Origin of the sequence: Sulfurovum sp. NBC37-1, assembly GCF_000010345.1 — a bacterium.
Lineage (GTDB): Bacteria > Campylobacterota > Campylobacteria > Campylobacterales > Sulfurovaceae > Sulfurovum.
Window position 1 is genome coordinate 1675456 of record NC_009663.1, and the last position, 22121, is coordinate 1697576.

The window sequence follows — 22121 nt, forward strand, 5'->3', positions numbered from 1 at the left end:
GCCGTCCGATAAAATCGGACCGGTATTATTCCGTCATCAGGCCATACGGTCTTTTGAGCTGTTCCATCATCTGATGCAGGCTCACCGCCCTTCCCTCCCGGATAAACTCCCTTCCGTCAAGAAAAACGATCATTGTCGGTACCGAGAAGACCTGGTAGTGTGCCGAAATCTCGGCATTTTCATGGGCATCAAGATAAATCTGCTTGATGAGAGGAAACTCTTTGTCGAATACCTCTTTAAATTTGGGACGCAGTGCGTGGCAGACATTGCACTTTTCTCCCGAGAAGTAAAGCAGTACACCTACTTCCGACCTTATGATGTTTTGCAGTTCTTCCAATGTCATAACCTTACCTTCTCATTTTATTGTTTTACAAATTAAAAATATACGTACTGAGCATATGGGGAGGTACTTCCCATCAAGTCACAGTGCGATAAACAGTGAACATCGATTTACAGTTTCACGTCCAAACGTATCCATCAGTCTTTCATGATCGAGTTTAACGAAACGGTGTACCTTTCTGTAAAGTTCTCGGACATCATCCCTATAGGAGATGGCATGAAACTCATATTCCAGTTTCTCGATATCCATAAGGTTAGCTTTACAACGTGCTCTCTGTATACGGTTCAGCTCAAGCCTGTCCCGTTCTCTCTGCAATCTTCTCTTCACATGGTGCACACGGTGAAAAAAATCCCTGAGTTCATTCTCAAGATCACTGATCCTGCATCTGTCTATTGCGGTAAGGTAATACATCCTTCACTCCTTTACACAGTTGATATACCATTATAAAAAAATTACCTTAATCTACGAAGAACAACTCAACTTGGTATTTTTTAACTCATCAGGTGTGGCCCCTGCCCAGCGTTCGTAAGCAGGATGTTCCGCATAGGGATCCTGTACGATTCGGAAAAGTCTGTCAATCAGTGAAAAATCATCTTTCTCTGCTGCATCTATGACTTCCTGAAGCATATAATTCTTCAGTACGAACTTTGGATTGGTCTGCAGCATTCTCTCTTCTCTTTCCTGCTGCGTCGAACTGTTCTGTGCCAACCGTTTGTCATAATCATCCAGCCAGTCCTGCATAGGTTTATGATAGAGTCCAAGCTTCAAGATCCCTGCTCTGTCTCCGGTATAACGGCTTAAAGTCCTAAAGAAAAGCGTATAATCAATATGCAACCCCTGCAGTGTACCGAGCATATGTTTTACCAGATCAAGATCTCCATCAAGCACTTCATCGAAACCCATTTTTCTACACATCAACTTCAAATAGTGCTCCCGATAGATCTTCCAGTACTGAGTCATGTTCTCTTCCATCTTTTCCATCTGTATCAGAGGAGAGAGTGCCGCCATCAGCGCACGCAGGTTCCACTCGCCGATGCTTGGCTGATTACCGAAACTGTAACGTCCGTACTGGTCCGTATGGTTACAGATATACCCTGCATCGTACTCATCGAGAAAAGCATAGGGACCGTAGTCGATGGTCAGGCCGGCAATGGACATATTGTCCGTGTTCATAACACCGTGGTTGAAGCCGACGGCCTGCCATTCAGCCATCAGTCTGGCCGTTCTTTTCACTACTTCTCCAAAAAAACGTGCATAGGCATTCTCTACATCTATCAGATGTGGATAGGATTCTGCAATGGCATAGTCCCTCAGTGCTTCAAGTTCTTTGAATTTCTTTTTATGGGCAAAATACTCAAAAGTACCGAAACGTACCCATGAGGGGGAGACGCGTAACACTATTGCACCCTTTTCCCATTCCTGACGGAACACCGAATGTTCCGAACCGATCAGGGCCAGCGCTCTGGTGGTCTCTATGCCCAATCCATGCATGGCTTCGCTCATAAGGTACTCACGTATGGAAGAACGCAGTACTGCACGTCCGTCACCCGAACGGGAATACTTGGTCTGCCCTGCCCCTTTCAGCTGCATATGCAACCCGTTCAGTGTTCCGATATTGATGGCACGTCCATCCCCCAGGCGGTCCACAAAAAAACCGAACTGATGTCCGGCGTAGCACATGGCAAAGGCATCGCTGCCTTCAGGCTGGTATGCACCATTGACGAAGTCCACAAATTCATCTGTGTAAAGTTCTTCTTTATCGATACCCAGCATCTCTGCAACAGCCTCATTGGCATGTATAAGAAACGGTTTGGTCAGCGGTGAAGGTTTGACACGGTCATGACATTCCGCAGGAAGCTTAAGATAGGGGTTTGTGAGTTTAATTTCATTCAGTTTCATAAGTTCATAGTATCAAACACTTTCTTAAAACAGTAATGTAGGGTGTGTAATCACGCACCAAAGATAAAATTTGCATAAAATAAAAAGTGCGCCGAAAGGCCCTCAAAAGGTGCATGATTACGCACCCTACATAGATTATTAATTGATTTCGGAGTATAATCACACAACTAAAGGACACCTATTATTAGAGGTGCCCTAAAATTTCTAAGGAAACAAATATGGGTAGAGCGTTCGAATACCGTAAAGCGGCAAAGATGAAACGATGGGGGACCATGTCACGGGTCTTCCCGAAACTGGGCAAGATCATCACAATGGCAGCCAAAGAAGGCGGCCTTGACCCGGACATGAACCCGAAACTTCGTACAGCCATTCTCAATGCCAAAGCACAGAATATGCCAAAAGACAACATCGATGCAGCGATCAAAAGGGCCGCAGCCAAAGATGCTGCGGACATCAAAGAGATCACCTACGACGTGAAAGCACACTACGGTGTACAGATGATCGTAGAGTGTGCCACGGACAACCACACAAGAACCGTTGCCAATGTCAAGGCGATCCTAAACAGGAACGGCGGAGAGATGCTTACATCGGGATCACTCAATTTCATGTTCACAAAAAAAGCGGTATTCGTATTTGACAAGACAGACGATATGGACCTTGAAGAGCTTGAACTTGACCTCATAGATTACGGGCTTGAAGAAATAGAAGAGGATGTCGAACCACAGGAGAACGGTAACGATAAAGCCATCGTGAGAATTTACGGGGAATTCACTTCATTCGGAGAACTCTCCAAAGCACTTGAGGACAAAGGCATTGAAGTAAAAAAGGCGACCATCGAATACATCGCGAATACCCCTGTCGAACTCGATGAAAAGCAGCTCGAAGAGATCGAAGCACTTATCGATAAACTTGAAGATGATGAAGACGTCCAGAATGTCTTCACCAATATCAACTAAATATCACGCAAAGGTTTCTTGCCTTTGCTACCAATAGAGTATAACACTTCGTCTGCCCCAGCGCAGAGCTTTTCTCCTGTTTATTCCCATATAAATATCGATACGTTTTCTGTATCGTTTGTTCATTTTATCGCGTACCCTGTAGGTACCGGGAAGTCCGGCGATCCTTACTTTCGATCCGTTATGCAGGCCATACCTTGCCAATAGATCCCTTGAAACTGCAATGATCTTCATACCCGGTCGTATACGATTGTTCCATGCGGCCAGAAACGGTGTTTTATCTGTTTGGCCCTTATGTGAACTGTATGCTGTGGCAGTGACCCTGAGCTTATGTTTCCCAAACCCACGGATTAGTTTTGAACCCTTTCTTTTTTTTAATGCTTTTGCAAGTATTCTCTCTCTTTCCTTCACTTTTCTTTTAGCTTCAAGTGCTTTTAGCCTGTAAGGCAAAGGCAGCTGTATCGTTTTTCCAACACGGATGAGTGCAGTAGTTTGCAGGTCGTTGAACTTGGCTACATCCTTAGGCTTGAGATTGAATTTGTGTGCAATAGAGATAAGGGTATCATCACTTTGAACTTTATATTCTCCCGTAGCGATCGCATCTATCATCTCCTGGGAGAAAGGAATCAGCAGTTTTTTACCGATCCTTATTTTCGCATCTTTCTCTAACTGATTCAGTGCCTCTAGATCCTTGGTCTTCATACCATACTTTGCAGCGATAGTACTGAGCGTATCCCCTTTGGAAATGGTATAATAACCCTGCCATTTTACTTGTTCTTCTTCAAATTTTTGTTTGGTTTCCTGAACAAGTTGGATCTCTTCAATCTCTTTTTTCTTTTGTTCTTTTTTTCGTTTTTCTATTTTTTCAACAATTTCTTTATATCTACGTATAATTTCTTCTCTTCTCCTATATTTTTCTTTCTCTTTGGTCGTTTTGATGACGATATCATGGGAGCCTCTATAACGCATGGAATCTTCTACATGCACATACTTCTCGATCATATCGACAACAGAAACAACTTTCAATTTTGGTTTTTTGGCAGGGATGGGAAGGGTTTTTGTTACAATGAGTTTCTGTTTGTTAATGTCATAGATGACTTCTTTTGCTCTCAGCAATCTCTTACTGTATGGGTTACACTCTGTCGTTCCGCCCGTAATGACCCTGCAATCCACTATACCCTTGGCGGACAATGAAGCTGTCGAAACAGTGAGAAGAAGCAAAAAAGCCGAATATTTTCTATACATAACTATTTGCGTTGAACTACAGGAAGTTCAACATCTCTCCTTTTATATCCTCTTTCTTTACAATTATATTATGAATTACCGGTTTGCTGAAAAGGTCATTGATCATGGAAGGCACCGTAACATTGGCATTCTGCGATACCCATGCCAGCGCTTCGAGGTCATTTTCAACCGGATGTCCAAGTGCTTTGGCTACCGTTGTACTGAACTTTGTCCATTCAGCCGTGGAGTAGAGGATCGTCGGTATCTTCTCTTCTCTCAGGTTTTCATAGGCTTTAAGACAGGTTGCCGTATGTGGGTCCATAATGTACCCTTTTCCGGCATATTCCGCGATCACAGCTTCACCTTCCTCGTCACTCGAGTATGTTGCAGAAAAATCTTCCTGGAGCGATACCAGCTCTTCTGAAGTCAACGCAAACCTTTTGTTCATATTCAGCTCTTCCATCAGCTCTTTGGTCCGCTCGGCACCGAACTTGTCGAACATCACACGTTCGATATTGGAACTCTTCAGAATATCCATAGCAGGCGATTCGGTCAGGATCAGCTCTCTGTCGCTGATATCGTAGATACCTGTATTGATCCAGTCAGTCAGGATGTTGTTGATATTGGAAGCAATCAGTATCTTCTTAACAGGCAGACCCGCTTTCTTGGCATAGTATGCACCCAGCGCATTCCCGAAGTTCCCGCTCGGAACGACCATATAGACCTCTTCGCCCATGGAAACAGCTTTCTGTCTGATCAGTTCAAGGTAGGAGTGGATATGGTAAATGATCTGGAAAATGATACGTCCAAAGTTTACGGAATTGGCCGCGGAAAGTTTGATACCGCGTGCTTCGAGTTCCGCTTTGAAATCGTCAGAAGCCAGCAGTTCTTTCAGCGCATGCTGTGTGTCATCGAAGTTCCCTTTGACACCGATCACTTTGAGGTTTTCGGCATCTTCAGTGACCATTTGCAGTCTCTGGACATCGGAAGTCCCTCCATCCGGGTAGAGACATGCTACCTTGATGTTCGCCTGGTTCTTGAACGTTTCAAGCGTTGCAGGCCCTGTATCTCCACTGGTAGCCGCCATGATCAGATAGTTCTCGCCTCTCTTCTGTGCCGTTTTGCTCAGAATGTATCCGAAAGGCTGCAATGCCATGTCTTTGAAGGCACGTGTCTGCCCATGGTAAAGCTCAGAGACGAAACAGTCATTTTCGATCTGAACCACCGGTACCGGGTTTTCGGGATCGTCAAAACCGTCATAACGGTTCACGGCTGATTCAAGTACCTCTTTGGCAATATCGATGCCAAATCTGTCGAGAAAATCGAGCGCCAGAGTTTTATAGTGGCTGGAAAGATGGCTGGTTAAAAAATCTTTATCCAGCTCCGGAAGTGTTTGAGGAACGTAAAGTCCTCCAAAACTGGCACTCGGGCTGAGTATCGCTTCTGAAAACTGTACGGATGACGGCTTCTTCCCGTCATTTCCCCGTGTCTCAATAAATTGCATTTACATTATCCTGTTGTTTTTATTAGAAAGATAATTATAGCTAAAAAAGGTAACAAATCCCATTTATTTCGTTTTACGCAATTTAATGATAAAGAAATTCTTTGCAGGTTTGAAGCTCTCCGTTTCACCTACAACAATGATACTCCCGTCACTCATTCGTGCCACACCGTGAGCCACATCTTTCCGTTCACCTCCATAGACATGAGACCAGATCAGTTCACCCCGTCTGTCCAGTGCCAGAAGGTACGCACTGTGGTTTCCTTTTCCCAGTGTGTTGGTACCGCCGACCAGCATAAAGCCGCCGTCACGTGTCGTAGCCACCGCTTCACCGTACTCATAATATTTGAAACCGTAGATCTTGTGCCAGATCGTTTTCCCTTTGCTGTCGATCTTCATGACCGTCAGGTCACTTTGCGAACTTCCGTAGGAACGTGTACTTCCTATCGCAACGATACCGTTGTCTACGGTTGCCGTGACACCGAAAAGCATATCTTCGTACGGACCGCCGAAGGTTTTTACCCATTGCTGCTTGCCGTTCTGGTCAAGCTGCATAATGAGAAAATTACTGTCTCCCGCACGTCCTGCTTCCCTATATCCTACCAATACCATCTTCCCGTCACGTGTACGGGTCAAAGCCGTGGCGGCATCTTCTTTTTTGCCTCCGACAGTATGAGCAGAGACAAGCTCTCCGTCTTTGCTCAGTTTGGCGATATAAATGTCTTTATCGGCTTTTTTCCCATACGATTGAGTGGCACCGACTATCAATACACCCCCGTCATCGGTACCGGCGATACCGCCCGGATACTCATCTCTGTCACCGCCAAGGCTCTTTTCCCATATCTTCTTGCCGTCCAGAGAGATTTTCGCTACATAGAGGTCAAAGTCATACTTTTTACCGAACTTTGAACGTCCAAGTACAAGAATGTTCCCATCCGCTGCCCGGGCAATGGCTTTGCCTTCATCTTTCTTCTTTCCGCCAAGCCAGAGACGCCATTTCATATCACCGTCTGCCGACATTCTCGTCACGCAGATATCAGTACGTTTTGCACCGTAGGATTTACAGGTCCCCACAATGGCACTGTCACCATTCTCAAGCGCCACAATGCCGTAGGCGATATCATCTTCCTTGCCTCCGTAGATTCTCTGCCATTCTGCATGGTAGGCTTCTTTTTTGACGACTTTCTTCACTTTTGCCTCATCGGCATGTATTGTTAGAGAAAACATCAATAACCCGAGTAGCATATAAAATAACTTGTGTATCATACTTTGATCCTTCTATAAAGTTTTTTTATTATACTCTATTTTATTGTTTTATTCTGCTTATACTCATTGAAAAAAGAAATAAAATCTTCTGAAGTCATAGGTTTTGCAAAATAAAAGCCCTGGCCAATATCACAGCCGTTTTTTTTCAGGAATGCTTCCTGTTCTGGTGTCTCTATACCTTCTGCAATAACCTGGTAACCTAAACTTTTAGAAAGTGCAATGATCGCTTTGGAGACCATGGCATCATGGGAATCATGAGGCAGATCCGTGATAAAGGATTTATCGATCTTGATCGTATCAAGTGCCAGTCTTTTAAGATAACTCATCGATGAATAGCCTGTTCCGAAATCATCGATTGATATCTTGCATCCAATGTTACGCAGGTCTTCCAGAATAGTAAGATTGATCGTCGAATACTCCATAATGAAACGTTCTGTGATCTCTATTTCTATCTTATGTGCTGGAATACCAATACGCAGTATAATCTCCTGCAGTCTTTCAAATATATCCTCTTCCCGGAACTGGATACTTGACATATTGATGGAGATACTGTCAATATCGATACCTTCTTTTTGCCAATGCATATACGTTTTACACGCCTCTTCAAATACAAAATAGCCTATACTGACAATAAGACCCGTCTCTTCTGCAATACCGATAAATTTCTCCGGAGAAACGATACCCAGTTGTTCATTCTTCCAGCGTAACAGTGCTTCTACCCCAATGATATTTCTGCTTTCAAGTGCATATTGCGGCTGAAAATGAAGTAGCAACTCTTTACGCTCTATTGCATGAAGCAGTTCCTGCTCAAGATTTAGCCTCGCTTCCACATCCAGTGACAACTGTTTGGTATAGAACTGAAAAGTATCTTTCCCTTTTTCCTTGGCATGGTACATTGCTGAATCCGCATGCTTGACGATCTCATTTTTATCTTTACCATCATCCGGATAGATCGCAATGCCGATACTTGCTGTTGTATTAAGATGATAGTTCTGTATGTCAATAGGCTCACGAATGACATCCAGCAACTTCTCAGCCTGCTCTCCGGCTTCTTTCTTATGCATTTTCAGTTTCATTATTACAACGAACTCGTCCCCACCTATACGTGCGAGTAAAGTGTCGTTATCAAGCTGGGTCTGAATACGGTGTGCAAGCTCAATGAGCATTTCATCACCTATATGGTGTCCTAAAGTGTCATTGATCACTTTAAATCGGTCCAGATCGATAAAAAGAACGGCTATCTTATCTTTCTCAATATCAGCTACTGACAATATTTCATTGATCCTCATTTCAAAACTTGATCGATTGGGCAAACCAGTCAAACTGTCATGATAAGCCAGATAGTTGGCTTTAGTCTCCATTTTGATAATCTCTTCAAGGTTTGTATAGATAGCAATATAGTTCTGTATGTCCTGTTTTTCATTTCTTACAACTGCTATAGTAAGCCATACTGGAAGTACCTTTCCATCTTTCGTTACATTTTCAACTCGCCCTGACCATCTGCCTGCTGTAAGCAGCTGATGCCACATATTTCCATAAAAAACCTTATCTTCTTTCAAAGACATGATTATCATCGGTTCTTTACCCACCAGCTCCTCTTTCGTATAACCAAAAAGATCAGAAAATGCAGGATTGATTGATATAATTTTTTTGTTTTCATCTGTAATAACTATGCCATCCCCGATATTTTCATAGACTGTTGCAGCCTGCTGCAGGATCTTCTGCTGTCTGATATACGCTGTAACATCGAGCTTGATGGCCAGGTATTGTATAAGTTCACCATCCATGAAGATCGGAACAATAGAAACCTTTTCATAAATGAGGGAACCGTCTTTTCTTTTGTTGATCAGTTCACCCTGCCATTTCTCTCCACTGTCGAGTGTTTCATTCAGGTTTTTATAAATCTCCGGGCTTACAAGATCAGATTTAAGGATATTTGGATTTTCTCCAAGCACCTCTTCTTTTTTGTATCCTGTGCGTAGTTCAAATGCATCATTAACATATTCTATATGCCGCTGAGCATCTGTGATCACAATAACATTGTCACTGTTCTCGATGGCATAACGGAAAGCCAGCAACTCCTTGGCATTCTTTTTGACACGAATATAACTGAGGATCAGAAGAAACAACATGAGAAAGGCAAGTACAAAGAAGCCTATACCTATCATTTTTTGTTCTTCACGAACATCATTATAAACCAGATTCATCTCGTTTGACAGATGGATGATTTTGCTAGCAAGCCTTATATGGGAATTCTTTTCTATGATCGCATTCAGTTTTGTGACATTGGCAGCAAAGTTTTCAATATGCAGGCAGAGATATTGGTACAGTTTATCTTTACTGCTACATACCTTAAGTAAAGCTAGTGAATTGTTGAACATTGCCTTGTCATATGGCAGCCCCATATAGATTTTTCCTACCTGAAAGAAGAGTCCATTAATCAGATCGAGATTTTCAGCATCATTCTTATGTAAACGAGTAATCTCTCTTTTCAGATCATACATTGTATGTATAGAATTGGTCAGGTTTGCATTCACTGTTTCAAAGCGTATCAGAAGATCATTTTTTTGGTCATAAGCCTTTTTAATAGCCATGAAGTCACCATAGATATGTTCCCCAAACTCCTTTTTTAATGCACTCTTTTTAAGGAAACTTATCTTCTCATCGAACTGTTTGGAAATACGACTTGTCTCATCATGGTCCAAGTATCGATATTTTTTAAAGAAGATCGAATCCAACCGGTGTTCAAGTGAATTCATCTCCTGGAGGACTTGCCGATACTCATCATAATGGCGTATATGCCGATCCCCCTGAAGCAGATAAAAAAAGAGAAAAAGAAGGAGGAGGACAAAAAAAGTAAAAAGCAGATAAACATTATCTACCCTGCTGTGCAATTTTTCTATGAGTTTCATGTATCAGTTCCTCTTTTTGACACTTTGAGGTATCTCACCTGTTAATGACTTGAGAAAGGCAACGATCTTCATGATCTCATCCTCCGTCATATACCTGCCAAGCTGGTGCTCCGACATAATCTCAACAGCCTCTTTGAGCGTATGTGCCCGGCCGTCATGCATATAGGGAGCAGTCAAGGCCACATTTCTCAGTGACGGTACCTTAAAGACATATTTGTCCTCTTCCCGTTTGGTAATGTTGTAACGTCCCAGGGCACTGCTGTTGGCATCTTTGAAAATACCGAACTTGTTATAAAAATTCCCTCCTACATTGATACCGTTATGGCAGACGATACATCCTTTGGACTCGAAGAGTTTGTATCCCTCTTCGACCTCCGGGCTTATAGCATTCTTTTCTCCTTTTAGATAGCGGTCAAAAGGTGCGTTGGGTGTAATAAGCGTTTTTTCATACTCCGCAATGGCATCGGCTACATTCTCCTGCGTAATGCCATCAGAATAAACCTTTGCGAACTCCGAAACATACATCGGATCTTTTTTCAATGTATCCACGGTCTGCGCCATGGTCATATTCATTTCTACGGGATTCTCTATCGGTCCGAAGACCTGTGCTTTAAGATCTTCGGCACGGCCATCCCAGAATTGACGGAAATTAAAGACGGCATTGTAAACGGTGGGAGAGTTGATATTTCCCCTCTTTCCACCCACACCTATAGAGAATTTCCGGCCATCATCTCCTCCATTTTCAAGATCATGACAGCTGGCACAGGAAACTGTCCCGTCCTGTGACAAACGGGGATCGAAAAAAAGCTTATGTCCTAAAACTACCTTTTTGCGATCTACTTTCACACTTTGGGGAAGCGGTTTGATAGGAGCAGACAACACCATACTGAATACTAAGAAAGTCAGTAAAAAAATGTTTGTAAACTTCATACTTTCCCCCCCCCACTCATTTTTATAGTTCTATACAGGTCCCGACACCTGAACTGGTCAAGATCTCCAGTAAAAGAGAGTGTTCAACACGTCCGTCGATAATATGTGCTTTTTTCACGCCACCTCTGAGTGCCTCAATACAGGCATCAACCTTGGGAACCATACCGCCCTGTATGGTACCGTCTTCTTTCAGTGCTTCTGTCTGCTCAATACTCAGATTGGTGATGAGTTCCATCTCTTTGTCCAGTACACCCGGCGTATCCGTCAGGAAAAGTATCTTTCGTGCTTCCAATGCAACAGCGATCCTGCTTGCAGCCAGGTCCGCATTGATATTGAATCCCGGATGCCCCAGAATGTTGCTGCCTGCAATAGGAGCGATCACAGGCACAGCATCATCATCGATGATATTGTCGACGATCTCCGGATCGATATCTTCTATCAGTCCTGTATAGCCGAAATTCTCGAAATCCTTCGGCATTCCTTTGAGAAAACCACCGTCCTTTCCGGAGATCCCTATAGCTTTGGCCCCATGATTGTCCAAAAGCGAAACGATCTCTTTATTGATTTCACCCGAAAGTACCATTTCAACAATACGCATCACTTCTTTGGTCGTCACACGCTGACCGTCAATGAACGTCGTATCAACCCCGAGGTCTGCTAAAAGCTGGGTAATGCTTTTACCTCCACCATGCACGATGATGGGTTTCATCCCTACCAGGTGCAGCAGGACGATGTCCTGTGCGAACTGTTCTTTTAGCTCGGCACTTGTCTGTGCGGCACCGCCATATTTGACAACGATCTTTTCATTGGAGAATTTTTTGATGAAAGGAAGGGCATCAAGCAGCGTTTTTACAACATCGATCTTGTGTTTCATATGATAGATTCCTTTTAAAGAAGTTTCCTAGTGACGGGCTTTGATATATCTGTCGATTTTTTCAAAAATCTCATTTTTTATCTTTAATTTTAACTTAGTTTTGGAGACAGGTAACTTAAAGTTCGTCATTTTGACATAATCCTTTTCCGTAACAAGAAGACTCTGGGCATCATACTCTTTCAATATTTTTTCAAGCATCTCCTTTTCAAAATAGGCATGATCCTCCAGATAAACCTTCCCGATTACTCCTGCAGGAAGGTAAGGATCAAGGCGCTGCGGATTGGAAATAGCCGTGACCAGAACCATCTTCTCCGTAAGGTCTTCATAACTTACAATTCTTTCAAAATCTTCCTTCTCTTTCAGTACCAAATCTGCATATTTCTTGCTAAAGGAGAATTCCCTGAAAGGCCCGGAGGGAAAGGGGAAAGGATTGTTTATCTGCTCAGGTTCCAGAAGAATTTCAAACTTTTCGATCTCCACCCGGTTGAAACCGTCATCAAGAATGATGAGCTTCGCCCCCTGCCCCGTTGCCAAAGCGATCGCTTCATGCCTGTCCTCGCTTACTATGACCGAAGCACCGGGAAGGGAAAGTGCCATCAGCAGTGCCTCATCCCCGCTCTGCTCGACGGGAACAAGTATCTTTCCCCTCCGGCTCACCTCGACCAGTCCGTTGCTCTTCCTGCCGTATCCGCGTGAAATGACCGCAACGTCACTGTAACGGGATGCAAGCGCAATGACAAAAGGGGTTTTACCGCTTCCTCCGACAATGAGATTTCCTATACTGACAATAGGAATACCAAAATCTTTTTTGCGAGCAAATATTCTACGGAACAGCATCCAACTTCCATACAAAATAGAGAGCGGAAGTAATAGCAGGATGACAGGATAGTGGTACCATCGGGGATGAAAGAGCATCTGCTCATAGGCATGGGTCACTGACACTGTTTCGCACCCAGCTTCAAAATCTCGCTGCAGGTGAACCCCGCTTCTTTCCTTGCATTCACATTGATGTGGGGACGGTGCTTGCCCAAAAGTCTGTAGCGTTCAAGTATGTCAAAATAGACACTTTCGTCCAGACCGTTTTTCTCACAGAGATACTTAAACCATTTATCTCCTTTATGGACATGGACGATCTCTTCATCATAGATGATATCGAGCGCTTCGATCAGCTTTGCCACAACAGGATTTTTTCGCTTGTTCTCCAACTTTTTGATGATCTGCGGGTTGACATCCAATCCTGAAGCTTCATAATAGCGCGGTACGATCGCCATACGGTCAAGCACGGAACCTGCCGTATGCTCAGCCGCATCGAACAGCCCGCAGTGAACGGGAAAATCCCCATAACTGTACCCTACTTCTTCCAGCAATTCACCAAGCATCTTGTAGTGTCGTATCTCGTCATGTGCTACTTCCAGCCAGTCGATCTTGTATTCGACAGGCATCCCAGGAAAGCGATAGACCGCATCGAGTGCAAGGTCTATGGCAGAGTATTCAATGTGTGCAATGGCATGGATCAGTGTTGCCAGCCCTTCGTTGGTATCATAGTCTTTTCTCGCAGGCAGTTCTCTCGGGTCAACGATCCGACATTTGGAGGCATAGGAAGGCTTTTCAAAGTGCTTTGGAGTGAAATCAACATTACTAACGTCATTTTTGGTACAATACTCCAAACACTGAAGCGTCAACTGCTCTTTCAGGGCGATCTCATCAGTGAGGATGGCTTCTTCGAGGAGTTCATAGATATTCATAAGGAGATTATAACCGATGGAGATTAAAATACAACCTATGGGGGTCTACCAGACCAACTGCTATATCGTCACTGTGGACGGGAAAGATTTTATCATAGACCCCGGCATCGATGCGACAGACTGGGTGATGAACAATGTTACCAATCCCATAGCCATCCTCAATACACACGGTCACTTCGACCATGTCTGGAGCAATGCAGAGCTCAAAGAAAAACTTCAACTTCCCATCTACTGTCCCAAAGGAGATACTTTCATGCTCACCGACGATCCGCTTGGACAGGGAACACCCAAAAGTACACCCGACTATGAAGTGGACGGGGATGAAGAGCTTACCATAGAAGGGGTCAAGATAAAATACAGACATTTCCCCGGACACACCCCCGGATGCTCCATTATAGAGATGGGAGACGTCTGGTTCAGCGGAGACTTCCTCTTCCAGCAGAGTATCGGACGCTGGGATTTTCCTGCCTCAAGCGGAGAAGATATGATCAAGAGTCTGGAGAAAGCGCTGCTGCTAAAGGGAGATTACACGATTTACCCTGGTCACGGGCTGAGCACCACATTGAAAGCGGAACAGAGAGTTATTCCTTATTGGATAGAGCAGGTGAGAAGAACATTATGATCGTTGAACTGCTTCACGATCAGTTCTTCGAAACCGGAGTGGTGGAGCAAAGCGACCTGCGTAGGTAGAACACTCTAAGTCGTAGGGTGCTGTCCCCTGACGGCACCACCATAAATGGTGCTGTGAGGACACAGCACCCTACACCGTTGATGTGTGAATTACATAATGGGCACCTCTAATAACCCTAAATAGAAATGCCGGGCTTCTACTCCTCCCTATACACTATTCTCTCTTTATGTAATGTTTTGTAGGTTTTATAGTTGATAGGCCTTGGCGGCTTTAAACTGTTTTTCTGCTGTGGCTCTTTTTTTTCGTGCACTTTTCTCTTTTTAAACGGTTTTGCCTGATTGTGCTGTGGTTTTCCCGCACTATACTTTTTAAATGGCTCTTTTTGTGTGACCACATCTTTCTGCTTTTGCTTTTGCTGCGGGTCTTTTTCCACGAAGACCGGTTCTCTTGTCCACGGGTCCATCTCCGTATAGTACATCAGTGCCGAATAGGTTGACGGTGTAGGTATGAAGACCTGTACCTGTTCAGGATTCAGATGCAGCTCCTGGTTGGCAAACTCTTTGAGGTTTTGCATATCTTTAAGCTGACTTCCCGGATGTGCGGCGATCAGGTAGTAGGTTAAAAACTGTTTTTTACCCGATTGACGGTTAAGTTCATCAAAATCCGCCTTGAAGCGCATCAGTGTCGCTTTGTCAGGCTTATTCATCAGTTTCAAGACTTTATCATCAATATGCTCCGGAGCTACTTTCATCTGCCCTGAAATATGATGATCGACCAGTGTTTTGAGGTATTGCTTGCCATGCTTTTTATCTTCCTGGATCAGATCATACCGGATGCCGCTATTGACAAAGGCTTTTTTGACATGAGGCAATTTTCGTATTTTTCCCAACAGTTCTATCTGAGGTGCATGGTCCGGACGCAATATGGGGCAGACCTGGGAGCTGGTACAGGGTATATCCTGACACACACCGCTTTTGAGCTTTTTGTCACACTCAAAGCCGTACATATTCGCCGTCGCACCTCCGACATCGTTGATGATGCCCTTGAAATCTTTATGTGCTTTGAATTCATCGATCTCGGAAACGATAGAGTCCTGGCTTCGGCTTCGTATGGTACGCCCCTGATGCACTGTGATCGCACAGAAGTTGCATTCACCGTAGCATCCGTGATGTGTGGTCACGGAGAATTGTATCGTTTGTAATCCCCGTACTTCACCCTGTGCCTTGTAATAGGGATGCACATCCCTCTCATACCCAATGTCATAGACATGATCGATCTCCTCCTGGGTCATACTGGGCTGGGGAGGATTTTGTATCAGGTGACGGTTGCCGTGAAGCTGGCACAACCCTTTGGAGATATCGGGTTCATTATTGGCATAGAAGTGGTGGAACATGGAGATGAAGGCATGCTTGTCCCCGGCACACTCTTCGTAAGAGGGAAGTTCGTAATACCCTTCTTTAGGTTCTTTTGCAATATAACAAATACCTCTGATATCCTCAATGGGCTTCTTATCCCGGAAAGCATCCGTAAGCTCCACAACAGATTTTTCTGCCATCCCGTAAACCAATACATCAGCCTTTGCATCAAAAAGCAGTGAACGCCTTATCTTGTTTGTCCAGAAATCATAGTGTGCGACCCGGCGCAGACTTGCTTCCACCCCTCCAAGTACCAGAGGTACAGTATCTTTAAAGTGCTGACGTATCAGGTTGGCATACTTGATGACCGCCCTGTCCGGTCTTCGGTCATTGACCGCTCCGGGTGTGAAGTCATCACTTTTTCGGAATTTCTTCGTTGCCGTATAGTTGGCCACCATACTGTCCACTAGACCACCGCTTATCCCCCAGTAGAGCTTCGGCTCTCCCAGACGCATGATATCCTTACCGCTTTCAATGTCAGGCTGCGCGATCACCCCGACACGATACCCGGCATCCACAAGCAGCTTACCTACGATTGCGATCCCGTTATAGGGTGTATCCACATAGGTATCACCACTGACAAGTATAACATCGAGCTGTTCCCAGCCTAACGCTTTTAACTCTTTTTTGGTTGTCGGTAAGAACATGGGTTTCCTTCTATGGCTTTTCAAGCCTTATCGTTACTGTTTATTCGCCAAGTACGTGCTGATCAAGTACGAACGTGGTAAAACTGCCCTCAAAGACCAACTTTCCATCTACAAATGCTTCTACGGCAACTTCTCGCTTTTTGCCCTTTTCCTGCACCACTCTCGCCATACAGGAGACCGTATCCCCCACTTTCACCGGAGCGACGAATTTCGATGTCGACGCACCCAATACCACATAAGGATCATTCACTGCACACATCGCCGCATAATCAGCCGCACCAAACATAAAGCCGCCATGCACCAACCCTCTCTCGTCCGCTACCATCTGATGTGTGGTATGCAGCAGTACCTCTGCATAATTCTCCTCAATTCTGACGACTTTGCCACAGAGTGATGGGTCGATGTTCAAGTGGGTGTTCTGTTGCATTCACATAGTCCTCAAATTTTTTACAGATTATAACAGATTTAATACTCTGTATGCTGTAAAATTAGACGCTTAGTTTGCTGTAGATTTGGCTGAATGGGCCTGTTGGAGCGAGAGAGTTTACGTTATAGTAAATGACCGGGCGGAAACAGGTCCGTCCGGTCAAAGATGCAGTAAAATAAGTGATTTAATAGGAGAACTTGTAGCCGCGTCTTCTGACGGTATGAATCACCTGGAACCCAAGAATACTCTTGAGTCTCTTCCTGATCTGGTTTATCGCTACCTCAACCGTATTGTCACTGACATACTCCGGTTCTTCCCAGAGCGCATTGATGATCTCATCTTTCGAAAAGACTCTCTGCTTACGCAATGCAAGATAAGCCAATATATCAAAGGTCTTGCCGTTCAGGGAAACGATCTTCTCATCATACTCGATCTTCTTATTGGAGATATCAATGACCAGTTTACCGATATCCACGGTCGTACCGAAAAGATGTCTCATGTTTGCAAGGACCCTTGCCGCGATGAGATCGGGATGTTCGCAATGGTTGTAAATGACATCATCCACACCCAGAGCGAAGAAAGATTCTTGCTGACGGTAATCATCCGTCAATATCATGATCTTAGTTTCGCTCTTTTTCTTTTTCACTTCATTCACATAACGCTCAAGAGAGAACTTTACTCCCTCATCAACAATGATCACCAGTTCATAATGTCTAAAGTCCGTAAAATTCGTTGCGTCGTACAGGTCTTTGGCATTGTCTACAATACAAATAAAGTATTTGTCCAATTCTTTTTCAAGCTCTTTGACATACTCGTCATCGAAGCCTACAGTTAATATTCTCATCTTTTTTACGGTCCAATCATTAGAAAAACCCATAAAACCTTAAATTTTATCGGCTTTTCTATTTTTTTAATGTATTTATAGCCAAAACTACCTTATTTAAAAATAAAACGGAGATCTTTTAGGTTCTTTTGGTATTTTAGTAAAATGAGATTTATCGGGGTTTAAAGAAGCATCTTCAGATCATTCAGATCGAAGAGCAACAGGGAAGTATCTCTCATCTGCAGCAGTTCATTTGAAAAGCCGTTTTTGGAAAAAAGTACATAGATATCGACTGCTATCCCGGACTTCTCAGCTTTGGCCTTCAGTTTGGTGAGTTCATTCTTGCATACTTTACGCTCTTTGTATTTACACTCTCCAAGGATCACCTTTTTTTCCGAGGTGACTGCAAGCAAATCAAATTCACTGTGCTGGTCCCAGTAACTGCCGTTACTCAACAGAGGCGTTGTCTTACTATAATAATAGTACCTGAGCATATCGTTGCACAACTGTTCATAGACCAGAGAACGCAAACGTTCATAATGGTTCTCAAAATTTTCCAGAAAAGCACTGCCCTCTCCCCGCATCAACTCTTCACGATACTGCATGACGAATCCAAACCAGAAACGCATGAATGGAATGCCAAAGCGCAGTTTATCCTGTATGCGGTAGGAGCGCAACTCTTTTTTGATCTTGTGTTTGGGGTGTATACGCAGAGGCTGTTCCCGGGTAGGTTCGATGTAGAGGATACCTTCTGCAAGCAGTTCTTTGACGATCTCTTCTCCTGCCCCTTCACTCAATTTTGCTTTTCTCAGGACCGAGTAAAATTTACCTTCACCTCTGGCCACTGAGGAAAGGACCTCTCTGTAAGGAGATTCCATCAGATACGAGGGTGAAACGAGGGATTGGAAGGTTGAGAAATTCTCTACGAAGTTGCTTTTGACCATGGAAAAGATATCTTCAAAGAAATCCAGGTCGATGTTCTCTTCCATACCGCCGAGGATGGCGAAATACTCTATGGATTGTTCCAGTGTCAACTGTGGATTGTAGGTACAAAAATTTCTGAACGCGTTTTTTATAGCTCTGCCTTGCTTGTAAATTCTGGGTATTAGTAGTTTAACATAGATTTGTTATAATGTGAAGTACAAAATGATGTTTTTTTAGTCAATTTATTTATAAAAAAAGTACTTTTATGGAACAATTTTTCACCAAGTCAGATCAGATACAGAATATCATCAAAGGGTTCAACCTTACCAAGACCCTTTTTGTCTCATCCATTATCATTGGAGAAGCCAATACGGGTAAAAAAACACTTGCACGCTATCTTTTTCCGGATGCACCGATGGTCTCGGGCAAGGAGCAGAAAGTGGTCGAGGCTGCACTGGAAGAACATGATGAGTTGATCATCACCGATTTTGAGAAACTGGGCAATCAGGAAACACTGAAATTTGACAATAAGCGTATCATCGCCACTGCCAATTTTGTTGGCAACTACAATACCATCGATGCACTTTTTGCCTTCATCTATATGCTCCCTTCACTCAAAGAACGTTCCGAAGATGCCCGGTACATCAGAGATATTTTCATCGATAAAGCCAAAAATGACCTGATGATAGAAGAACTTCCGGCAGATATTACTGAAATACCCATGGACCTGAGCCACAACAGCAAAAGCCTTAAAAAAGCGGTCTATCGTTACCTGACCATTCGTACCATGGACAAACAAAGCATTAAGGATGCTGTTTACTACTATATGCTCGAACAGATGGAAGGGAACAATACCTACAAAGAGTATCTGGAACTCTATGAAAAACCCCTCATCGAAGCAGGATTGAAAAAGTACGGCTCCCAGCTGCAGCTCTCACAGGTTCTGGGCATCAACAGAAATACACTGAGAAAGAAGATCCATGAACACGATATCGATTGATTTTCAGCCTTTTGTGGAGTGGGACAACAGTCCCTTCATACTTTTCAGCAACCAGGGAAAGATCCTCTATCTGAACAATGCTGCTGAGATCCTTTTCGGGTATGTATCGAAACAGGAACTCTACGATATTGCACTGGCCTATGCCCCCCAGTCATTTGGCTACAAGACAACTACCGTGAATCTGAACTATGATACATTCAACTTCTATGCCGTAACGGTCGGGTATGAGAATGAAGAATATATCTCTTTGCGACTTTACAATGCACCAAGAGCCAAACCTTCTGCACCACTCGAGACCGGCAAACTGATCACAACGGATATCAACATACTACTTGAAGCGAACATCGCACTCTTCAAAACCAAAAACCAAAACCGTCTTCAACTGCTGACCGACCAGGATATCCCGGCTTTCAAAACAGACCAGAACAAGTTTTCCAAACTGCTGCGTAAAGTACTTGATGCATTCAGATCTTCAGATTCCATCAGTATCACACTTAAACTTCTCATCGGTGAACATGTGATCATTGCAGACAAAAAAGAATCTATCGTCCAACTTGCCATAGAAGCCAACGGAAGATATACTGATGCGGACAATGAAATCAGGACACTTGCCGAGCAAAGTCATATCGCAGCCTATCTTAGAGAGAATACTATCAAACTTGATATACCTCTTATACAATGATCTATCTGAAAAGATATTGATTAAAAATTAATCACTTAATCGAAAGAAAAATATCACAGCCATGCTATGATACTTCCTGTAATTAAACATTTAAAGGAAATAGCATGAAGTTGAAACTTTTCGCTCTACTGGCATCATTGATGCCTATTGCCGCTTCGGCAGCAGATAAACTCGATTCGGGTGATACAGCATGGATGATGATCTCCACCGCGCTTGTACTTCTTATGACACCGGCGGGACTGGCCCTTTTCTATGCCGGTATGACAAGAAGCAAGAATGCACTGAACACTTACGCAATGGTCATGGGTGCTTTCGTACTCGCATTTGTCGTATGGATCGTTGCAGGATATTCCATTGCATTCGGTACAGCTGAAAGCGCAGGCATTCAGAAATTCATCGGTGGTCTTGGGAACATTCTTCTTAGCGAAACAAAATGGACTGACCTGAGCGGTACATACCCTACGTACGTATTTGTTGCATTCCAGGGTACATTTGCTGCGATCACAGTTGCCATCGCTTCAGGTTCGGTCATCGGCCGTATGAAGTTCTCTACATGGATGATCATCGTAGCCCTTTGGGGTCTGGTCGTGTATGCACCCATTACCCACATGGTATGGGGTGGAGACGGAGCCCTTCTCTTTGATGCAGGAGCACTTGACTTTGCCGGTGGTACAGTTGTACACATGAACGGTGGTCTGGCTGGACTCGTACTTGCGATCCTCGTAGGTAAAAGAGCCGGATACCCAAAAATCGCTATGAAACCTTTCAGTATCATTTTCACTGCTGCCGGTGCAGCACTGCTCTGGTTCGGTTGGTATGGATTCAACGGTGGTTCAGCATTCGGTGCGAACGCCATTGCAGGTCTTGCCGTACTGACAACAACAGTTGCAACAGCTGCTGCAGGTGTCACATGGTTGCTTATAGAGTGGTTTGTCTATAAAAAACCAACACTACTTGGAATTGCATCAGGTATCATTGCGGGTCTTGTTGCCATTACACCGGCTGCCGGTTTCGTAAGTGTCGGCGGTGCATTCATCGTTGGTATCTTCGGATCTGTCATTGCTTTCTTCGGTGTTGTAGCACTCAAAAAGAAATTGGGTTATGATGATTCTCTCGATGCTTTCGGTATACACTTCCTTGCTGGTCTCTGGGGTGCACTTGCAACCGGTTTCCTTGCATTGAATGACAAAGAACTTCTCTGGGACGGTCCGCTTAAAGAGAGCGGAGACAGAATGGGGCAGTTCATGGTCCAGGTAGAATCAGTAGTGGTTGTCGGTCTTTGGACACTCATCGGTACGATTGTGGTCTACTACATAGCTAGTGCTTTGACAGGTGGCGCGCGAGTCACGGCTGAGAACGAAGAGATGGGTCTTGACGAGTCGGTACACGGAGAAAAAGGAATGAATTTATAATATAACGTGGTCAGGGCAAAGCCCTGCTTCACTGCGCGAACGCTGAGTTTGCTTCAACAGCAGATTCAGGCAGCTGGTTGCGTATATAGTCTTAAATTTATATTCCAATAAAGAAAAATACTTAAGGAAGAAAAATGAAAAAAATCGAAGCGATCATTAAACCGTTTAAACTGGATGATGTAAAAGAAGCATTGGTCGATGCCGGTATCGAAGGGATGACGGTCTCCGAGGTAAAAGGTTACGGAAGACAGCAGGGGCATTCCGAGCTTTACAGAGGTGCCGAATATGTAGTTGAGTTCATCCCCAAGATCAAACTGGAGATCGTTGTCAGTGGTGAGGAGTACCTCAACAAAGCGATCGAAGCGATCAAAACCGCTGCCAAAACAGGCAAGATCGGTGACGGAAAGATCTTTGTTTCCGACATCTCCAAAACCATCCGTATCAGAACGGATGAAGAGGATGAGGAAGCTTTATAGAGACTATATGTCTCTATAAAGCTGACGAAAAGCATCA

The 22121-nt window shown here is 44.0% G+C and carries 21 protein-coding genes; 6 read left to right on the plus strand and 15 right to left on the minus strand.

Annotation, left to right across the window (positions count from 1 at the left end; genetic code table 11):
- Positions 1 to 25 precede the first annotated feature (25 nt).
- The 3 genes from SUN_RS08375 to SUN_RS08385 form a co-directional block, all read right to left on the minus strand.
- Entirely contained in the window at positions 26 to 343 is a 318-nt protein-coding gene (locus SUN_RS08375; protein WP_012083377.1) for a thioredoxin family protein, read from the minus strand.
- A gap of 78 nt (positions 344 to 421) precedes the next feature.
- Entirely contained in the window at positions 422 to 751 is a 330-nt protein-coding gene (locus tag SUN_RS08380; protein ID WP_012083378.1) for a hypothetical protein, read from the minus strand.
- Between the two features lie 51 nt (positions 752 to 802).
- Positions 803 to 2239: a protein adenylyltransferase SelO gene (locus SUN_RS08385; RefSeq protein ID WP_012083379.1), complete on the minus strand. Its 1437-nt coding sequence runs from the start codon at positions 2237 to 2239 to the stop codon at positions 803 to 805.
- A gap of 218 nt (positions 2240 to 2457) precedes the next feature.
- Between SUN_RS08385 and SUN_RS08390 the strand changes: the two genes are divergently transcribed.
- Complete coding sequence (locus SUN_RS08390) at positions 2458 to 3195, plus strand: YebC/PmpR family DNA-binding transcriptional regulator (protein WP_012083381.1); 738 nt, start codon at positions 2458 to 2460, stop codon at positions 3193 to 3195.
- Positions 3196 to 3222: 27 nt separating this feature from the next.
- On the opposite strand, the gene SUN_RS13380 is transcribed toward SUN_RS08390, so the two are convergent.
- The 8 genes from SUN_RS13380 to SUN_RS08430 form a co-directional block, all read right to left on the minus strand.
- Entirely contained in the window at positions 3223 to 4440 is a 1218-nt protein-coding gene (locus SUN_RS13380) for a 3D domain-containing protein (protein ID WP_083760451.1), read from the minus strand.
- A gap of 16 nt (positions 4441 to 4456) precedes the next feature.
- The gene (gene thrC, locus SUN_RS08400; protein ID WP_012083384.1) at positions 4457 to 5923 is read right to left on the minus strand and encodes a threonine synthase; all 1467 of its coding nucleotides are present in this window, start codon (positions 5921 to 5923) and stop codon (positions 4457 to 4459) included.
- 63 nt (positions 5924 to 5986) lie between these two features.
- Complete coding sequence (locus tag SUN_RS08405) at positions 5987 to 7186, minus strand: hypothetical protein (RefSeq protein ID WP_012083385.1); 1200 nt, start codon at positions 7184 to 7186, stop codon at positions 5987 to 5989.
- Between the two features lie 35 nt (positions 7187 to 7221).
- Entirely contained in the window at positions 7222 to 10098 is a 2877-nt protein-coding gene (locus tag SUN_RS08410) for an EAL domain-containing protein (protein WP_012083386.1), read from the minus strand.
- Positions 10099 to 10101: 3 nt separating this feature from the next.
- A complete protein-coding gene (locus SUN_RS08415; protein ID WP_012083387.1) occupies positions 10102 to 11028 on the minus strand; it encodes a cytochrome-c peroxidase in 927 nt (308 codons plus the stop codon).
- A gap of 22 nt (positions 11029 to 11050) precedes the next feature.
- A complete protein-coding gene (argB, locus tag SUN_RS08420; RefSeq protein ID WP_012083388.1) occupies positions 11051 to 11902 on the minus strand; it encodes an acetylglutamate kinase in 852 nt (283 codons plus the stop codon).
- Positions 11903 to 11929: 27 nt separating this feature from the next.
- Complete coding sequence (locus SUN_RS08425) at positions 11930 to 12844, minus strand: tetraacyldisaccharide 4'-kinase (RefSeq protein ID WP_232501322.1); 915 nt, start codon at positions 12842 to 12844, stop codon at positions 11930 to 11932.
- Positions 12835 to 13647 (minus strand): ferritin-like domain-containing protein, encoded by an 813-nt coding sequence (locus tag SUN_RS08430; protein ID WP_012083390.1) that lies wholly within the window; start codon positions 13645 to 13647, stop codon positions 12835 to 12837. Before SUN_RS08430 ends, SUN_RS08425 begins: the two co-directional genes overlap by 10 nt.
- Positions 13648 to 13663: 16 nt before the next feature.
- Between SUN_RS08430 and SUN_RS08435 the strand changes: the two genes are divergently transcribed.
- Positions 13664 to 14269, plus strand: coding sequence for an MBL fold metallo-hydrolase (locus SUN_RS08435; RefSeq protein WP_012083391.1), 606 nt, complete (start codon positions 13664 to 13666; stop codon positions 14267 to 14269).
- A gap of 205 nt (positions 14270 to 14474) precedes the next feature.
- Here the strand turns inward: SUN_RS08435 and SUN_RS08440 are convergent, their stop codons facing one another.
- The 4 genes from SUN_RS08440 to SUN_RS08455 form a co-directional block, all read right to left on the minus strand.
- Positions 14475 to 16340, minus strand: a complete 1866-nt coding sequence (locus SUN_RS08440; RefSeq protein ID WP_012083392.1) for a YgiQ family radical SAM protein — start codon at positions 16338 to 16340, stop codon at positions 14475 to 14477.
- Between the two features lie 40 nt (positions 16341 to 16380).
- Positions 16381 to 16767 (minus strand): thioesterase, FlK family, encoded by a 387-nt coding sequence (locus SUN_RS08445; protein WP_012083393.1) that lies wholly within the window; start codon positions 16765 to 16767, stop codon positions 16381 to 16383.
- Between the two features lie 184 nt (positions 16768 to 16951).
- Entirely contained in the window at positions 16952 to 17611 is a 660-nt protein-coding gene (locus tag SUN_RS08450; protein WP_041673031.1) for a response regulator transcription factor, read from the minus strand.
- 161 nt (positions 17612 to 17772) lie between these two features.
- Positions 17773 to 18624, minus strand: a complete 852-nt coding sequence (locus tag SUN_RS08455; protein ID WP_012083395.1) for a DUF234 domain-containing protein — start codon at positions 18622 to 18624, stop codon at positions 17773 to 17775.
- 155 nt (positions 18625 to 18779) lie between these two features.
- Here SUN_RS08455 and SUN_RS08460 point away from each other — a divergent pair, with 155 nt between their 5' ends.
- From SUN_RS08460 to SUN_RS08475, 4 genes are all read left to right on the plus strand, one after another.
- Positions 18780 to 19514 (plus strand): helix-turn-helix domain-containing protein, encoded by a 735-nt coding sequence (locus tag SUN_RS08460; RefSeq protein ID WP_012083396.1) that lies wholly within the window; start codon positions 18780 to 18782, stop codon positions 19512 to 19514.
- Entirely contained in the window at positions 19495 to 20196 is a 702-nt protein-coding gene (locus SUN_RS08465; protein ID WP_012083397.1) for a hypothetical protein, read from the plus strand. Before SUN_RS08460 ends, SUN_RS08465 begins: the two co-directional genes overlap by 20 nt.
- A 104-nt stretch (positions 20197 to 20300) precedes the next feature.
- Positions 20301 to 21608 (plus strand): ammonium transporter, encoded by a 1308-nt coding sequence (locus SUN_RS08470; RefSeq protein WP_012083398.1) that lies wholly within the window; start codon positions 20301 to 20303, stop codon positions 21606 to 21608.
- A 134-nt stretch (positions 21609 to 21742) separates the two neighbouring features.
- Positions 21743 to 22084 (plus strand): P-II family nitrogen regulator, encoded by a 342-nt coding sequence (locus SUN_RS08475; RefSeq protein ID WP_012083399.1) that lies wholly within the window; start codon positions 21743 to 21745, stop codon positions 22082 to 22084.
- Positions 22085 to 22121 lie beyond the last annotated feature (37 nt).

Coding starts and splice junctions, on each gene's coding strand:
- SUN_RS08435 (WP_012083391.1), top strand. CDS start 13,664: ATGGAGATTAAAATACAACCTATGGGGGTCTACCAGACCAACTGCTAT.
- SUN_RS08440 (WP_012083392.1), bottom strand. CDS start 16,340: ATGTTCTTACCGACAACCAAAAAAGAGTTAAAAGCGTTAGGCTGGGAA.
- SUN_RS08385 (WP_012083379.1), bottom strand. CDS start 2,239: ATGAAACTGAATGAAATTAAACTCACAAACCCCTATCTTAAGCTTCCT.
- thrC (WP_012083384.1), bottom strand. CDS start 5,923: ATGCAATTTATTGAGACACGGGGAAATGACGGGAAGAAGCCGTCATCC.
- SUN_RS08465 (WP_012083397.1), top strand. CDS start 19,495: ATGAACACGATATCGATTGATTTTCAGCCTTTTGTGGAGTGGGACAAC.
- argB (WP_012083388.1), bottom strand. CDS start 11,902: ATGAAACACAAGATCGATGTTGTAAAAACGCTGCTTGATGCCCTTCCT.
- SUN_RS08410 (WP_012083386.1), bottom strand. CDS start 10,098: ATGAAACTCATAGAAAAATTGCACAGCAGGGTAGATAATGTTTATCTG.
- SUN_RS08375 (WP_012083377.1), bottom strand. CDS start 343: ATGACATTGGAAGAACTGCAAAACATCATAAGGTCGGAAGTAGGTGTA.
- SUN_RS08470 (WP_012083398.1), top strand. CDS start 20,301: ATGAAGTTGAAACTTTTCGCTCTACTGGCATCATTGATGCCTATTGCC.
- SUN_RS08415 (WP_012083387.1), bottom strand. CDS start 11,028: ATGAAGTTTACAAACATTTTTTTACTGACTTTCTTAGTATTCAGTATG.
- SUN_RS08450 (WP_041673031.1), bottom strand. CDS start 17,611: ATGAGAATATTAACTGTAGGCTTCGATGACGAGTATGTCAAAGAGCTT.
- SUN_RS13380 (WP_083760451.1), bottom strand. CDS start 4,440: ATGTATAGAAAATATTCGGCTTTTTTGCTTCTTCTCACTGTTTCGACA.
- SUN_RS08475 (WP_012083399.1), top strand. CDS start 21,743: ATGAAAAAAATCGAAGCGATCATTAAACCGTTTAAACTGGATGATGTA.
- SUN_RS08390 (WP_012083381.1), top strand. CDS start 2,458: ATGGGTAGAGCGTTCGAATACCGTAAAGCGGCAAAGATGAAACGATGG.
- SUN_RS08445 (WP_012083393.1), bottom strand. CDS start 16,767: ATGCAACAGAACACCCACTTGAACATCGACCCATCACTCTGTGGCAAA.
- SUN_RS08380 (WP_012083378.1), bottom strand. CDS start 751: ATGTATTACCTTACCGCAATAGACAGATGCAGGATCAGTGATCTTGAG.
- SUN_RS08405 (WP_012083385.1), bottom strand. CDS start 7,186: ATGATACACAAGTTATTTTATATGCTACTCGGGTTATTGATGTTTTCT.
- SUN_RS08460 (WP_012083396.1), top strand. CDS start 18,780: ATGGAACAATTTTTCACCAAGTCAGATCAGATACAGAATATCATCAAA.
- SUN_RS08430 (WP_012083390.1), bottom strand. CDS start 13,647: ATGAATATCTATGAACTCCTCGAAGAAGCCATCCTCACTGATGAGATC.